A 15,226-nucleotide genomic window follows, 5' to 3' on the forward strand; every position below is an offset into this window, starting at 1 on the left:
GTGCTTTCCGTCTTCTTACTCGCTATCGGTGTACTGGTTTTAGTTCTCATCGGTTATCTTTTCACCGCTATGGAGTCTTCCTACACCTACCTGCCCAGGGCCGTTGCGGATGAGTTAGCAGATGAGTCCGGTAAAGAGAGCGTCCGGGCAATTCTTGCTGACCCTGAACCTTACTTCCGTTCCTTGCGCATCTGGCGGGTTTTAGCGGAAACCTCGGCGGTAGTCTGCTTTTATCTCCTGGTTTCCGAGATATTCCACCGTACCTGGATCAGCGTGGTGCTGACTTTGCTGGTAATGACTGTTCTGATTTTTGCCTTCTTTGGGGTGGCTCCGCGTTTGGTGGGCCGCACAAAGCACGTTCAGGTTTTTAAAACAATGGCTGGTCTAACCTATGCCCTGGGGGTTTTGACACGTCCCTTCTCATCTTTACTGACAGCCCTATCGCGTAAGTTTAGCCCCAAAGACTCAGACCGGGTCACCGGTATCTTCACCGAGGATGAGATTCTCGAATTCGTTGACCGGGCATCATCTTCTGAAGCTATTGAGGATGATGAAGCTGAGATGGTGCAGTCGATCTTTGAGCTGGATGAAACTCGCATCCGATCGGTGATGGTGCCTCGCGCAGATATGGTCACTATCGACCTCGAGGAGAGCTTAGACGATGCCCTAAACCTTTTCTTACGCTCAGGTTACTCTCGCATGCCGGTCTTGGGCGAGTCTTTTGACGATGTGCGGGGTGTCCTTTATCTGAAAGACACCATCGAGGGCTACCGAGGAATCACAGGTAAAGCTTCCGCTCTCAGTATCGCTTCGCTCATGCGCCCGGCCCGTTTTGAACCTGAAACCAAGCGGGTGATGGACTTGCTCAAGCAAATGCAGAGGGAGTCAACCCACGTGGCGGTGGTTGTTGATGAATACGGGGGCACCTCAGGGCTGGTTACTCTTGAGGATCTGATTGAAGAGCTTGTCGGTGATATAGCCGATGAGTATAACAACGAGAAACCAGAAGTAGTGATGCAGGAAGATGGCACCTTCCGTATCAGCTCCCGTCTAGGGGTCGAAGAACTGGGAGAAACCTTTGGTGTTGACCTCGAAGATGAGGATGTCGAGACGGTGGGAGGGTTGCTCTCTAAGCACCTGGGACAAGTACCTATTATTGGTAGTGAAGTCGTCGTGGAGGGCATCCATATCAAAGCAATTGGTGCCCGCGGTCGCCGTAATAAGATTGGCACCCTAGAAGTCTGGGCAGAGCCGCCTGTCACCGTTGAAGCGAATGGAGAGCCTGTTGAACAGTAGGCACCCCGGCAAAGCCGCCCTTTCCAGCCCTCGGGTTGGAAAGAGCGGCTTGTTTATTTGAGCCTCAATAGAAGAAGCGGTGAGGAGACTTCTACCGCAGAGGTACCGACTTACCGCACAAACTCAAAGGGGCATAGGTAAAAGGTTGTAAAGTGGTCTGTAGTTTTTATTGAGACCAACACTTGGAGTTTTTGAGTGGATTTTGCAGCTTTTCCCGATGACTATTCGGCTGGCTTTGCGGTGCTGGTTGGGCGCCCTAATGCCGGCAAGTCAACCTTGACCAACGCGCTGGTGGGGCAGAAAGTTGCTATTACCTCAAATCGCCCACAAACCACCCGTCATACCATTCGCGGTATCGTGCACCGCGATAATTTTCAGCTGGTACTGGTCGACACTCCCGGTCTGCACCGGCCGCGTACTCTGCTGGGAGAGCGTCTCAACGATCTCGTAGCTGAAACTCTTTCTGAGGTCGATGTTATTGGCTTCTGCATTCCGGCTGATGAGAAGATTGGGCCTGGTGATCGCTATATCGCTCAACAGCTCGCTGCCTCTGGAAACAAGCCCATCGTAGCGATTGTTACCAAAGCAGATAAGGTGAACCATGAGCAGTTGACCGAGCAGCTCATTGAGGTTTCGGCTCTGGGCGATGAGATTATGAGCGCGGAGCGAGCAGCTCGCAAACAGCGTCGCGATCGGCAAGAGCGCAAGAAAAAAGGCGAACAAATGCCCTTCCGTAAGGGTAGTGGCCCAGCTGCTTCTCGGGCTAGCGCTAAGGGTGAACCTGCCAGCGGCGTAGTGAACGACGGACGCGGCGGCTGGGCCGACATCATTCCTGTATCTGCAGTCAATGGCTATCAGGTTGAGGAGGTAGCCAAGCTACTCTCAACACATCTGCCTGATTCTCCTCCTCTGTATCCCACGGGTGAACTGACCGATGAACCTGAGGCCACTCTCATCGCCGAGCTGGTTCGTGAAGCTGCCTTGGAAGGCGTTACTCACGAGCTACCGCATTCGGTTGCAGTTACCGTCGAGGAGATGGAGTTCAGGGAGGGGCGCAGTGAGGAAAACCCGCTCTTGGATATCCACATTAATTTGTTCGTTGAGCGTGATTCTCAGAAGGGGATTATTATCGGCAAGCAGGGTGCACGCCTGAAAGAAATTGGTCAGACGGCACGCAAGAATATTGAGGCGCTACTGGGCACCAAGGTCTTCCTATCGATTCATGTAAAGGTTGCTAAGGACTGGCAGAAGGACCCCAAGGCTCTGGGCAAGCTAGGCTTTTAGGCTTCCCTTCAGCTTTTGAGCTAAGAACCATAAGAATTTGTGGGTATTGTTGAGCAGTACCTTGAACCACGGTGCTTATCGTTGGTATCTATGAAACGGAGTTTATGAATGGCCTTTTTAGGCTCTTCCCCCCAGCCTTCAACCGCTGCTCATGGCCGCCACATGCTACTTCAGCCTCAGAGGTCTCAGCGTTTGAAGTGGCTTGCCTTCGGTTGCGTAGCTATGTTGCTTTTAGCGTTCGGGCTGGGTGGCTTTGCTCTGGCCAGGTTGCGCTCGAATGTTCACACCGCTGAGATGAATGTGGGGGAGTTGGTCGGCAATCTGGCGAGTGGTCCACTCGACATTTTGGTAATTGGCTCCGATACCCGTTCGGGTAATAACGCTGCCTACGGCGATGAGTCTGATGCAGAGTCCGGGGCCCGTTCAGATGTAATGATGCTGCTTCAGGTCAGTGAGGACCGCCAGATGGTTAATGTGGTGTCGTTCCCTCGCGATTTAATGGTAGATATCCCTAAGTGCACGGACGCTGAGACGGGCCAGGTATACGCCGCTAGCGAAGATACACAGATTAATGAGTCACTCGAACGTGGTGGCCCGGGCTGCACTGTCGCTACCATCAGCAACATCACCGGTGTAGAAATTGATCACTTTATGCTGGTTGATTTCAACGCGGTTAAGGCACTGTCCAGCGTTGTTGGTGGAGTCCAGGTATGCGTCACAGAAGATATTGATGACACCTACAGTGGCTTGAAGTTGAAGGCTGGAACCTCCGACGTTGAAGGCGAGCAGGCCCTTGCTTTCCTTCGGTCACGTCACGGATTTGGTGATGGGAGCGATACCGCCCGCATTAGAGCTCAACAAAGCTTTTTGTCTTCCCTGCTCCGCAAGGTTCAGTCCGAGGGCACTCTTTCTAACCCCACCATGCTTTACCGTATAGCCGAAGCCGTCACCCAGAACGTTACGGTTGATAAGGGGCTGACCGATCTATCTACGCTAATCAGTGTGGGTTCGATTTTCTCAACAGTTGATCTCAGCAAGGTAGTTTTTGCAACGGTTCCCAACGAACCCTACATCCTTGATGACAATAAACTGCAATTATCCACCGAATCTGAGGCTTTCTTCACGAAACTGCAGAAGGACGAGAGTCTGGTTGAGCCGGCTGTCACAGATGAAACGGCAGAGGAGGACGTTGATTCGTTGAACTACGATGTCTCCGTCTCCGTATCCAACGGTTCAGGCATCGATGATAGAGGTTCTGTTCTAGCATCGGATATCGCTGATCGCGGTTTCAAGCAAATCACCGTTAATGAAAACGCCGGCGAGTATTCAACCTCATCCATCGTTTACCCCTACGGTTTTGAGGCTGAAGCCCAGGCTGTCGCTGATATCTTTGGAATTACTACCCTCACACCTTCTGACCAGTACATTGGCATTGAGATAGTAGTTGGCGCAGACTTAGCAGAGCACGACAAAATCGAATCGCAAGATGCTGGTATAGCCGCCGGTGCCACCGGACAGACCGCTGATCAGGTCACCTGCCAGCAGTCCTTTAACTACTAAATATAAAAGCTCCCGTGTCAGCGGGAGCTTTTCATATAGTGGAAATAGTATGACCTTACTACCGGTGGCTAAAAAACGCGTGATACCTTGAACACATGAGTGAGATGCATATGGAAATGCTTATTTGCCGTAGCGCGGTTACACAGGTCATGCTGCGCTACGGGTTTGTTCCTGTTTCTTAGAACTATAAATCTCACGCTGAAAGTACACCTCATGAAAAATTTCCAGCAGCCGGCTTCTATGCCAGTGCACAAGTACGTCCCTTTCAATCAGCAGATTCAGGTATCACTTCCGGATCGTTCCTGGCCCAACAAAACTATTACTAAAGCGCCTCGCTGGTGCGCGGTAGATTTGCGTGACGGTAACCAGGCTCTGATAGACCCTATGGACACAGAGCGCAAACTCGCCATGTTCAAGTTGCTGGTTAAGATGGGCTACAAAGAAATTGAGGTGGGTTTCCCTTCAGCTTCTGCAACCGATTTTAATTTTGTGCGCACCCTCATTGAAGAGGGTCATATCCCCGCTGATGTCACCATTCAAGTGCTGGTGCAGTGCCGTGAACACCTGATTCAAAAGACTTTTGAGGCGATTGAAGGTGCGCCCAGAGCTATTGTGCACTTCTATAATTCAACTTCTGTTCTGCAAAGACGCGTTGTCTTCAACCAGGACCAGGACGGTATTTTGGACATCGCTTTGACCGGTGCTCGTCTGTGCAAGAAGTTCGAAGAGCAAATGATATCTGATACTAAAATCACCTACGAATACTCTCCGGAATCCTTCACCGGCACAGAACTCGAATTTGCTGTCAAGGTGTGCAATGCGGTAACCAGCGAACTGGGCATTGGCGAAGGGCGTGAGGTTATCATCAACCTGCCGGCAACTGTCGAGATGGCTACTCCCAATGTGTACGCTGATTCTGTTGAGTGGGTTAGCCGCAATCTGACCAACCGTGAACACGTCGTTCTTTCCCTGCACCCGCACAATGACCGGGGCACCGGTGTCGCCGCTGCAGAGCTAGGCTATATGGCGGGGGCAGATCGTATTGAGGGTTGCCTTTTCGGTAACGGCGAGCGTACCGGCAACGTAGACCTGGTAACCCTGGGGCTGAACCTCTACACTCAGGGTGTGAACCCAGAAATCGATTTCTCCAATATTGATGAGATCCGTTCTACCGTTGAGTACTGTAACCAGCTACCGGTTCATGAGCGTTCACCCTACGGCGGCGACTTAGTCTTTACTGCTTTCTCCGGTTCTCACCAGGATGCTATTAAAAAGGGTTTCGAGCGTATGGAAAAAGACGCCCAGGCTGCAGGCAAAGATATTGATGACATGGTGTGGTCAGTTCCCTATCTGCCCATTGACCCCAAGGACCTGGGGCGCACCTATGAAGCAGTTATCCGTGTGAACTCACAATCGGGTAAGGGTGGCGTCGCCTACCTGCTGAAGAAGGATTTCGGCTTGGATCTTCCCAAACGAGCGCAGCAGGAATTCTCTACCATTGTTCAAGCGCGAACTGACTCGCAGGGCGGTGAGGTTTCAAGCCCGGTCTTGTGGAACATCTTTGCGGATGAGTACCTGCCCAGCACCGATGTTGAGAACCGCTGGGGCAAGTACCGCATTGAGTCCCTGTCTATTGATTCTGAAGAGCACGGTGCCACCACGATGCGTGCTGGTCTGGTCATTGAAGGCCATCGCTATGAGCGAGTTGGCCGAGGCAGTGGTCCCATTGAGGCCCTGCAATCCATCCTCTCCAAGGAGGGTGTAGATATTCGTGTCATGGACTACTCAGAGCACACTCTTGCTTCAAGCGCTAATGCGCAGGCAGCTTCCTATATCGAGGCCGCCGTTGGAAGCCGGGTTCTCTGGGGCATTGGGATTGACTCATCTACTACCCGCGCATCATTGAAGGCAATGATTTCGGCGGTCAACCGAGCGATTAGAGATTCAGAATAAGTTTTCCGTGGCGGGGCTAGCCTCCTGGAGGTTCAGCCCCGCCGATTTCTTTATTCTCTGTAACTGACAGAGTGCACAGGGTATGAAAGAATATGAGTGTGAGTTCAGCGCTATCAACGAATAAGTCCTTTCGCGATAGCGCTATTGTTTTGCGCACCCAGAACCTGGGGGAGACCGACCGTATCATTGTTATGTGCACCCGGGAGCGCGGCATCGTCCATGCGGTGGCTAAAGGGGTACGACGCAGCTCTTCAAAGTTCGGTGCCCGCCTTGAGCCCTTTATGCTGGTGGACTTTTCGGCATCCGGCGGAAAAAAGTTAGCAACCATCTCTCAGGTAGTAACGAGAAGGGCCTACGCTGCCCCTATTGCTGCTGATTACGGTGTGTTTACCGTTGCAGCTGTTATTTGTGAGTTAGCTGAACAGCTGGTGCAGAACGACCAGGATGCTGGTTCAGGTCAATATTTGCTGCTGGCAGGAGCACTTTCTGCATTGGCTCGCCGATCTCATTCTCCCTACAGAATCCTTGATTCCTACATCGCTCGTTCTTTTTCTTTAGCAGGGTGGGGTTTGGCAACTTCTGCCTGCGGCATCTGTGCATCTGTCGATGATCTCAACTACTTCTCGGCTGAGGTTGGGGTCCTGTGTCAGAACTGCGGGCGGCGTAACTTGGTGCAACGTGTCACACCTATTTCGGAAGATACTCCCGCATACCTCACTGCTCTAAAAGCTGGAGATTGGGAGGCCATCGGGACGCTAGGAGCTACTTCATCCCTTTCTGTCAGATCTTCACGGCTTATGATGGAATATGCTCAGTGGCATCTAGAGCGACCACTCAAAACGCTCGCAATTTTAGAAAAGGAAAGCTAGTCTCCTATGTCCCATCTTCTGCCTAATCCACACCCCAGTGGTGCTATTGCGCCGTCCATTCCAGGTAAGTTCGTTCCTCAGCACGTTGCTGTAGTGATGGATGGTAACGGTAGGTGGGCCAATGAACGGGGGTTGCCTCGTAACGAAGGGCACCGGGCCGGTGAGGCAGCACTTCTCGATGTGGTAGCTGGAGCGATTGAGATGGGTATTCCTTACATCTCGGCCTACGCTTTTTCTACAGAAAACTGGAAACGATCACCAGATGAGGTCGCCTTTTTGATGCGTTTTTCCTCAGAGGTGTTGGAGCGGCAGCTAGAGACCCTTAAGTCGTGGGGCGTTCGTATTAGGTGGGCGGGCCGACGCCCTAAACTATGGAAATCTGTCATTACTCTACTTGAGAAGTGTGAAGCTGAAACAAAGAATAACACTGTTTGCACTCTCACCATGTGCGTTAACTACGGGGGCCGCGCTGAAATTGCCGATGCTGCAGCCCTGATGGCCCAGGACGTCGCTGACGGTAAAATAAAACCCAAACATATTACCGAGAAGACTTTTCAACGGTATCTTGATGAGCCTGACCTTCCCGATGTAGATCTATTTCTACGGACTTCAGGAGAGCAGAGATTTTCTAACTTCCTCCTCTGGCAGAGTGCTTACGCCGAGATGGTTTTTATGAATGTCCTGTGGCCAGATGTTGACCGAACTGTTCTGTGGGACGCCGTCGAGCAGTATGCACGCCGAGATCGCAGATACGGTGGCGCTGTCGACCGGGTTGTCTCTCGCTAATTTAGATTTTTATACGACTGGTAGTTTTACCGCGGCTGAAAGGGGAATGACCGTGAGGTTATACCCAACCCTGTTCAATACAATTTTCAAACCAATGGATGCCGAAAGGGCCCACCATATTGGCATGTGGGGTGTGCAAACCCTCCGCAAGACCGGTATTTCCAAAATTGGTGAACGTCTATTTTTTGCGCCTCATCCGTCATTGAAAACTGAAGCTATGGGGCTGACTTTCCCTTCACCTTTTGGAATGGCGGCTGGTTTTGATAAAGGAGGCTACGCAATCTCAGCGCTGGGCAACCTCGGGTTTGGCCATATCGAAATTGGTACGCTAACCGGGCAGGCACAGCCAGGCAACCCCAAGCCCCGTCTCTTTCGTTTGGTTGATGATAAAGCTGTCATCAATCGTATGGGATTTAATAATGGGGGAGCTGCTGAAGCTGGACCGCGTGTTGCAGCGGCAAGAGCCGACTTACAGAGTGAGTATAAAGGCAAACCGCGCCCCCTTATTGGCGTCAATATTGGAAAAACCAAGCTTGTAGACCTTGAAGATGCCATTGAAGACTACTTGGTGAGCACACGTGTATTGGCACCCCAGGCAGATTACCTAGTAGTGAATGTTAGCTCGCCGAATACCCCAGGCCTGCGAGACCTGCAGGCTATTGAAACCCTTGAACCTCTACTTGAGGCTGTAAGGGCTGAAGCGGATAGGGTTGTTATCGGTCGTAGAATACCGTTGGCCGTCAAAATAGCACCTGATTTGGCTGATCAAGATATCGTAGAAATCGCGCGTATGGCTGTGCGTTTAGGACTGGATGGCATCATTGCCACCAACACCACTATAGCCAGAGATGGTATGGGCCTAACTTCTGACACCGCTAAAATTACTGAAATCGGTGCTGGAGGTCTATCGGGTGAGCCGCTGAGAAGCCGCTCACTAGAAGTTCTCAGAATACTTAAGTCTGAGGTGGAAGATCAGCTTTCACTGATTTCAGTAGGTGGTGTAACCACCGCCAAGGATGTCCAGGAAAGGTTGGATGCGGGAGCTCAGCTAGTGCAGGGCTATACTGCTTTTCTTTACGAAGGCCCACTATGGGCAGCTCGTATTAACAAAGAACTTCTTGCTTTGCGAAACAATAATAAGTAGTCAGTAAACGGGGGCCGGAACTTTTATACAAAAGTTCCGGCCCCCGTTCACTGATAAGAGCCTGATTTTAGCTGGGGTACTGGCCGCGAGCAACCTGAGGTTTGGGTAGACGGAATCTACGAATCATCATTGATCGATTAAAGGCGTAGAAGCCTGAACGTGGTTCTACGGCACCAAACTTCTCGATAATCCTCGGCTTGAGCTTGCGCCATAGGAGCCAGAAATCAATGAACCACAGCAAGATAAAGGCCCACATGACCATAATGCTGTATTCCTGGAAGGCTCTGGTGAAAAGACCGATGATGAAGGTTAACAAAATGACGGGAAGAAGTACATCGCCCACGTTAAATCGTGCATCTACAAAATCCCGAATGTAGCGGCGTTGCGGGCCGCGATCATTAACTGGAAGATAACGTTCATCGCCGGTCTGCATAGCTTGTTGTTGCTTGATGCGGAATTCGCGGTTTGCTGCCTTTTCCGCTTCTTTAGCTGCCTTTCTATCTACCGGCACAAGAGGTGACTTGCGTGCGGCCTCTCTTTCTTTACGAGAGGGGGTAGGGCGGCCCTTGGGAGGGGTGTACTTAGAGTCAGATTGATGAGGTTCTGTTCTTTCAATCCTGACAGATCCCGCGGGCTGCTGGCTTTCAGTTTCTGCTGCTTTATTTTTACGACCAAACACCTCTTAAGGATAACGATTTCGTGCCTTTAAATACATTTAACGCGTATTCTGAGATATATGACAACGAATGATTTTAAATTTGAGCACAAGGATCAGCTAGCAAATATCATTGAAGAGCAGTTCGACGCGGAACTGTCTAAGCTAGTTGAATTAGTTGCAATTCCTTCTGTGGCCTGGGAGTCTTTCGATATCTCAAAGGTCACCGATAGCGCCCGAAAAGTTCGTGAACTTGCGCTAGATGCTGGGTTTGAGTCGGCAGAAATACTGAGTGTTGAGTACGCAGGGGGCAAGATGGGCATGCCCGCTGTAGTAGCCCGCAAAGAGGCTAGTCAAGGGTACCCAACCTTCTTGTTGTACGCGCATCACGACGTACAACCCGCAGGTGATCTAACGCTGTGGAAGACAGACCCATTTACTGCAACCCAGGTTGGTGACAGGCTTTATGGCCGTGGAGCTGCAGATGATAAAGCTGGAGTGATCGCCCACCTAGCAGCTTTTTCAGCGGTAAGGAAAGTTTTAGGTGACTCCTTTAAGGTAGGCGTCACCCTGTTTATTGAGGGTGAAGAGGAGGCCGGTTCACCCAGTTTTGAAGACTTTTTGTCACACTACAAACAGAAGTTGGCGGCTGACTACATCGTCGTAGCTGACTCAGCGAACTGGCGAACGGGCGTGCCAGCTTTAACCACAAGCCTCAGGGGTGTTGCTAGTGGTGATATTTCCGTGCAGGTTAGCGACCATTCGGTTCATTCTGGGATGTTTGGTGGGCCTTTGCTCGATGCCCACACTGTCCTTATGAAATTGATATCGACGCTCCACGATGATAAAGGTAAGGTTGCGGTTGAAGGTCTAATATCTTCATCTCAACCAGAGGTTGATTATGATGAAGGTGATTTCCGAGCCGACTCCGGGATTCTAGACAGCATGGTCCTGGCTGGTGAAGGGTCGATATCATCCAGACTCTGGGCCCAACCTGCCATATCTGTAATTGGCATGGACATTACTTCGGTAGCTGAGTCCTCTAACACCATTGCTGCGACATCTAAAGCTCGTATCAGCGTGCGCCTCGCACCAGGCCAGGACCCCGATGACGCGCACAGGGCTTTAGCACGTCATTTTGAAGCCCGCAATGGATTAGGAGCTGAAGTTATTTACCAAGCTGAAGATTCAGGTCAGCCCTACTCCGCTGACACTGCTGGGGAGGGGGCGCAGCTAGCTTTAGCGGCTTTCTCTGAGGCATGGGGAGTGGAACCTGTAACTACTGGCATGGGCGGATCAATCCCATTCATAGCTACCCTAACCAGCCAGTACCCTGATGCGCAGATACTAATTACTGGTATTGAGGATCCTGACACAAGGGCTCACAGTGCAAACGAGTCCCTCTACGTACCTGACTTCAAAAAAGCTATTCTCGCTGAAGCTCTGATGCTTGCTGAAAAGAGCTAGGGGAGTAGCATCATTATTGATTAGCGCCACCTCGCGCTCGAAGTTTTAAAGGCGTAAACTAGATGCTGAATAACACCTCTTGAAAGGAAAGATGATGTCAGAGACTGTTCTCGATAACGTATCAACCCACGCAGTAGACCTTACTGACCTTGCTGCGGCAAAAGTTCGGGCCTTGCTCGAACAGGAAGGCCGTACCGATTTACGACTGCGCATTGCTGTGCAGCCCGGCGGTTGCTCAGGTCTGATTTACCAGCTCTACTTCGATGAGCGTGTACTGGAAGGTGATGCTATCCGTGACTTTGACGGTGTTGAGGTAATTGTTGATCGCATGAGCGTCCCCTACCTCGATGGGTCCACCATTGACTTTGAAGACACCATTCAAAAGCAGGGTTTTTCAATTGATAACCCCAATGCGCAGGGGTCATGTGCATGTGGTGATTCGTTCAGCTAATTTACTACTGACGTAAACGATAGGGGTCAGCCTGTGCTTTCGCACTCGCTGACCCTAATTTTTTTAGCCTGGCTGTCATGAAATACTTTTGTAATGACACGTCTATTAGATGACAGGTTGTCACCGTAATTACCCATTTGCAGGTAAGCTCGTATTGAAAGATTTATACCTAGATTATTGCTGTCCACACACGGCACCTAGGTAACACGCACATCGCTACAGGAAGGGCCGTCTGTGAGTTCGCAGCATCGAACCGGCAGCAAGGGGCTGAAAAGCAAGGCAATAGCCACCGCTACTGCAGTCTCCGCACTGCTATTGACCGGTTGTTCAGAACAGGCAAAGGTGGGCTGGTTGCCCACCCAGCGTGGTGTAACCGATAACGCAGATACCATCATGGACCTTTGGATTGGTTCGTGGGTAGCTGCTTTAGCCGTGGGTCTTGTCGCCTGGGGCCTCATGCTCTGGTGCATCATCGCCTACCGTCGTCGCAAGTACGAAACCGGTTACCCTCGCCAGGTGAGCTACCATGCTCCTCTGGAAATTTTCTACACGATAATTCCCATTATCTTGATTGTTAGCCTCTTCAGCTTCTCTGACAGAGCTGAACGAGAGATAACTGCACCCAAGGCTGAAACCGCCGATGTTACCGTCGAGGTTTACGGGAAGCAGTGGGCTTGGGACTTCAACTACATTAATGAAGATGTCTACTTTTCCGGTATTCAGGCGCATCTGAGCACCACCGGCGAAGAAGGTGTTGAAGAAACCCTTCCTACACTCTATCTGCCTACTAACTCGACTGTAGATGTCCAGCTAAAGTCTCGCGATGTGATCCATTCATTCTGGGTACCTGCTTTCCTTGAGAAGCGTGACACCATTCCCGGCATGACCAACCACATGTACTTCACTACAGGTGATGAGGCTGCCACCTACGCTGGCAAATGTGCAGAGCTCTGCGGTGAGTACCATTCTGAGATGCTCTTCAACGTCAAGGTTGTCCCTCAGGACGAGTATGACGCCTACATTCAGTCATTAGAAGATGAAGGTAATACCGGACGTCTCGGTGATGAATACAACCGCAATCCCAACCAGAACACCAACAACTAAGAGGTAACCCGTGACTACTCTTGAGTATTCAGCGGACACAACTAACGGCAGTGTTATTCCGCGGGTGGTGCCCAAGTCTAAAGGGCGAATTATCGTCAATTGGCTCACTTCCACCGACCACAAGACCATCGGGTACATGTACCTGATCGCTTCTTTCATTTTCTTCTGCTTTGCCGGTGTTATGGCTCTGATTATGCGTCTAGAGCTTTTCTCTCCCGGTATGCAGATTCTAGAAACCAAGGAACAGTTCAATCAGCTGTTTACCATGCACGGTACTCTCATGCTGCTCATGTTCGGTACCCCGCTGTTTGTTGGTTTTGCTAACGTCATCGTTCCTCTTCAAATTGGTGCTCCTGACGTTGCTTTCCCACGGTTGAACTCACTAGCATTCTGGTTCTTCCTTTTCGGTTCACTCATCGCTATTGCTGGGTTTATTACTCCTCAGGGCGCTGCATCATTCGGCTGGTTCGCTTATGCACCGTTGAATAGCACCACTTATAGCCCTAGCGTTGGTGGCGACCTTTGGATCTTCGGTCTTGCCTTGCAGGGCTTCGGCACCATCATGGGTGGCGTCAACTTCCTGACCACCATCCTCTGTATGCGTGCTCCCGGTATGACCATGTGGCGCATGTCCGTCTTTACCTGGACTACGCTCATCACTGCGATTCTGATCATCATGATCTTCCCGCCCCTGGCATCAGCTCTGTTTGCACTGGGCATGGATCGCCGCCTAGGTGGCCACATTTTTGATCCTGAAAACGGTGGAGCCATTCTGTGGCAGCACCTCTTCTGGTTCTTCGGTCACCCTGAGGTGTATGTGCTGGCGTTGCCCTTCTTTGGTATCGTTTCCGAAATTATTCCGGTCTTCTCCCGCAAACCGATTTTTGGTTACAAGGGTCTGATTTTCGCTACCATCGCGATTGCTGCTCTATCAGTAACCGTATGGGCTCACCACATGTACGTCACGGGTGCAGTAATGCTTCCATTCTTCTCGTTCATGACGATGCTCATTGGTATTCCTACTGGTGTTAAGTTCTTCAACTGGATTGGTACTATGTGGCAGGGTTCGATTACCTTCGAAACCCCCATGCTGTGGGTCTTCGGCTTCCTTATTACCTTCCTGTTCGGCGGTATCACCGGCGTTATCCTGGCGACTCCTCCGCTTGACTTCCACCTTTCAGACTCATACTTCGTGGTAGCACACTTCCACTACGTTATTTTCGGTACTTTGGTGTTCGGTATGTTCGGCGCCTTCTACTTCTGGTGGCCCAAGTTCACCGGTAAAATGCTCAACGAACGCATTGGTAAAATTCACTTCTGGTTGCTCTTCATTGGCTTCCATACGACCTTCCTGGTCCAGCACTGGCTTGGTGTGGACGGTATGCCACGTCGTTACGCTGACTACATGCCTGAAGACGGCTTCACCTGGATGAACCAGCTCTCAACTTTCGGTTCCATGATTCTCGCTATCTCGATGATCCCCTGGTTCTGGAACGTATACATCACTTACCGTTCAACTAAGACCGTTGATGTTGATGATCCTTGGGGATTTGGCGGTTCTCTGGAATGGGCTACCTCTTGCCCGCCACCTCGCCACAACTTCACAGCTCTTCCCCGCATCCGTTCAGAGCGTCCTGCACTTGACTTGCACCATCCGGAGCTGTCAACCAACAACGACGTCGCTGCGGCTGCTCGCCAGGTTAGCGCACGATAGGGGACATAGTATGAAACTTTTTTCAAAGATTTTTGGTCTCATCGGTGTATTCCTGATTCCGGTTGGTATCGCCTACGGGTTCATGACTGACTTTGATGAATGGGCTGGTTTCCCAGCACTTCTTGCAACAGCTGCCATGTGTCTTTTCCTCTGGTACTTCTTGTCCTTCACTGACAAGAAGCATCCAGATATGCCCTACGAAGACCTTGATGGCGAAATTTCGCACGCTGCTGGTGATTATGGGTTCTATTCACCATGGTCTTGGTGGCCCCTGTTGATTGGCGTGGCCTGTTCTATCGCGGTTGTCGGTTTAGCTGTTGGCTGGTGGATATTCCTCCTGTCGTTGCCCGTTGCAGCGCTTGCAGTTATCGGTTGGGTTTATGAATACAACAGTGGCGATCACGCTCACTAGTTTCCTAAATAACTAACAGGTTGGTGTCCGGTTCTAAATAGTTCCGGGCACCAACTTTTTTATACCCAAAACAACTATCAAGAACTCCACCTAAACCATTTCCCAGAGGCAGGCCTTGTTCATCGTTTGTAAGCACAGCTAAAGTCTCCTGGTTACAGTCAATGTAGCGAGAGCGAGTAAGAGGTCCGTAAACTTGCCTTCGGTTCACGGTTTTTTAGCCTCATTAATGATTGAGTGAGTGGTTGAGTGGGCTATGTGCAAACTCTTACCCGTTAATTCTTGAGAAGGGGGCTTGCCTCTAGGTTTATCGTCCGTCGATAGGACCTCCGCTCGCCCGACACTAGGTTCTCTTAGTCTGTCGTTTCACAACCTTTACTACTGGTCACGAGACACTGCGTAGAAATTCATAGTTTCCGCCAAAAATCATTGAGCTTTATCACGCTGTCCGACACAGAGTTATCGGAAACCCCTTAACAGCTCAGGACAGCTCAGGACAGCTCAGGACAGCTCAGGACAGCTCAGGACAGCTCA

14 protein-coding genes are annotated in these 15,226 nt (G+C 50.8%); 12 read left to right on the forward strand and 2 right to left on the reverse strand.

The genetic code is table 11. The annotated features are described in order from the left end of the window. From VVR27_RS08450 to VVR27_RS08480, 7 genes are all read left to right on the forward strand, one after another. Positions 1-1,296, forward strand: coding sequence for a hemolysin family protein (locus VVR27_RS08450; RefSeq protein ID WP_368547942.1), 1,296 nt, complete (start codon positions 1-3; stop codon positions 1,294-1,296). 195 nt (positions 1,297-1,491) lie between these two features. Beyond that, positions 1,492-2,580: a GTPase Era gene (locus tag VVR27_RS08455; protein WP_346873052.1), complete on the forward strand. Its 1,089-nt coding sequence runs from the start codon at positions 1,492-1,494 to the stop codon at positions 2,578-2,580. A gap of 108 nt (positions 2,581-2,688) precedes the next feature. Beyond that, positions 2,689-4,140 carry an LCP family protein gene (locus VVR27_RS08460; protein ID WP_368547943.1) on the forward strand — a complete coding sequence of 484 codons (1,452 nt, stop codon included), beginning with the start codon at positions 2,689-2,691 and terminating at the stop codon, positions 4,138-4,140. 213 nt (positions 4,141-4,353) lie between these two features. Further along, complete coding sequence (leuA, locus tag VVR27_RS08465; RefSeq protein ID WP_368547944.1) at positions 4,354-6,093, forward strand: 2-isopropylmalate synthase; 1,740 nt, start codon at positions 4,354-4,356, stop codon at positions 6,091-6,093. A gap of 98 nt (positions 6,094-6,191) precedes the next feature. Further along, positions 6,192-6,962 carry a DNA repair protein RecO gene (gene recO / locus VVR27_RS08470; RefSeq protein WP_368547945.1) on the forward strand — a complete coding sequence of 257 codons (771 nt, stop codon included), beginning with the start codon at positions 6,192-6,194 and terminating at the stop codon, positions 6,960-6,962. Positions 6,963-6,968: 6 nt separating this feature from the next. Continuing rightward, the gene (locus VVR27_RS08475; RefSeq protein ID WP_368547946.1) at positions 6,969-7,748 is read left to right on the forward strand and encodes an isoprenyl transferase; all 780 of its coding nucleotides are present in this window, start codon (positions 6,969-6,971) and stop codon (positions 7,746-7,748) included. 52 nt (positions 7,749-7,800) lie between these two features. Further along, the gene (locus VVR27_RS08480; RefSeq protein ID WP_368547958.1) at positions 7,801-8,892 is read left to right on the forward strand and encodes a quinone-dependent dihydroorotate dehydrogenase; all 1,092 of its coding nucleotides are present in this window, start codon (positions 7,801-7,803) and stop codon (positions 8,890-8,892) included. 67 nt (positions 8,893-8,959) lie between these two features. Here VVR27_RS08480 and VVR27_RS08485 read toward each other — a convergent pair whose 3' ends face one another. Next, complete coding sequence (locus VVR27_RS08485) at positions 8,960-9,508, reverse strand: DUF3043 domain-containing protein (protein WP_346873264.1); 549 nt, start codon at positions 9,506-9,508, stop codon at positions 8,960-8,962. A 120-nt stretch (positions 9,509-9,628) separates the two neighbouring features. Here VVR27_RS08485 and VVR27_RS08490 point away from each other — a divergent pair, with 120 nt between their 5' ends. The 5 genes from VVR27_RS08490 (at position 9,629) to VVR27_RS08510 (ending at position 14,695) form a co-directional block, all read left to right on the forward strand. Continuing rightward, entirely contained in the window at positions 9,629-11,014 is a 1,386-nt protein-coding gene (locus VVR27_RS08490) for a dipeptidase (protein ID WP_368547947.1), read from the forward strand. A 94-nt stretch (positions 11,015-11,108) separates the two neighbouring features. Beyond that, positions 11,109-11,465 carry an iron-sulfur cluster assembly accessory protein gene (locus tag VVR27_RS08495; protein WP_346873263.1) on the forward strand — a complete coding sequence of 119 codons (357 nt, stop codon included), beginning with the start codon at positions 11,109-11,111 and terminating at the stop codon, positions 11,463-11,465. Positions 11,466-11,699: 234 nt separating this feature from the next. Next, positions 11,700-12,569 carry a cytochrome c oxidase subunit II gene (coxB, locus tag VVR27_RS08500; RefSeq protein WP_368547948.1) on the forward strand — a complete coding sequence of 290 codons (870 nt, stop codon included), beginning with the start codon at positions 11,700-11,702 and terminating at the stop codon, positions 12,567-12,569. Between the two features lie 10 nt (positions 12,570-12,579). Next, positions 12,580-14,283, forward strand: coding sequence for a cytochrome c oxidase subunit I (gene ctaD, locus VVR27_RS08505; protein WP_368547949.1), 1,704 nt, complete (start codon positions 12,580-12,582; stop codon positions 14,281-14,283). Positions 14,284-14,293: 10 nt separating this feature from the next. After that, complete coding sequence (locus VVR27_RS08510; RefSeq protein ID WP_368547950.1) at positions 14,294-14,695, forward strand: cytochrome c oxidase subunit 4; 402 nt, start codon at positions 14,294-14,296, stop codon at positions 14,693-14,695. Positions 14,696-14,699: 4 nt separating this feature from the next. Here the strand turns inward: VVR27_RS08510 and VVR27_RS08515 are convergent, their stop codons facing one another. After that, positions 14,700-14,831: a hypothetical protein gene (locus tag VVR27_RS08515; protein WP_368547951.1), complete on the reverse strand. Its 132-nt coding sequence runs from the start codon at positions 14,829-14,831 to the stop codon at positions 14,700-14,702. Between the last annotated feature and the right edge of the window lie 395 nt (positions 14,832-15,226).

The organism is Rothia sp. LK2492 (assembly GCF_040946345.1).
GTDB lineage: Bacteria > Actinomycetota > Actinomycetes > Actinomycetales > Micrococcaceae > Rothia > Rothia endophytica.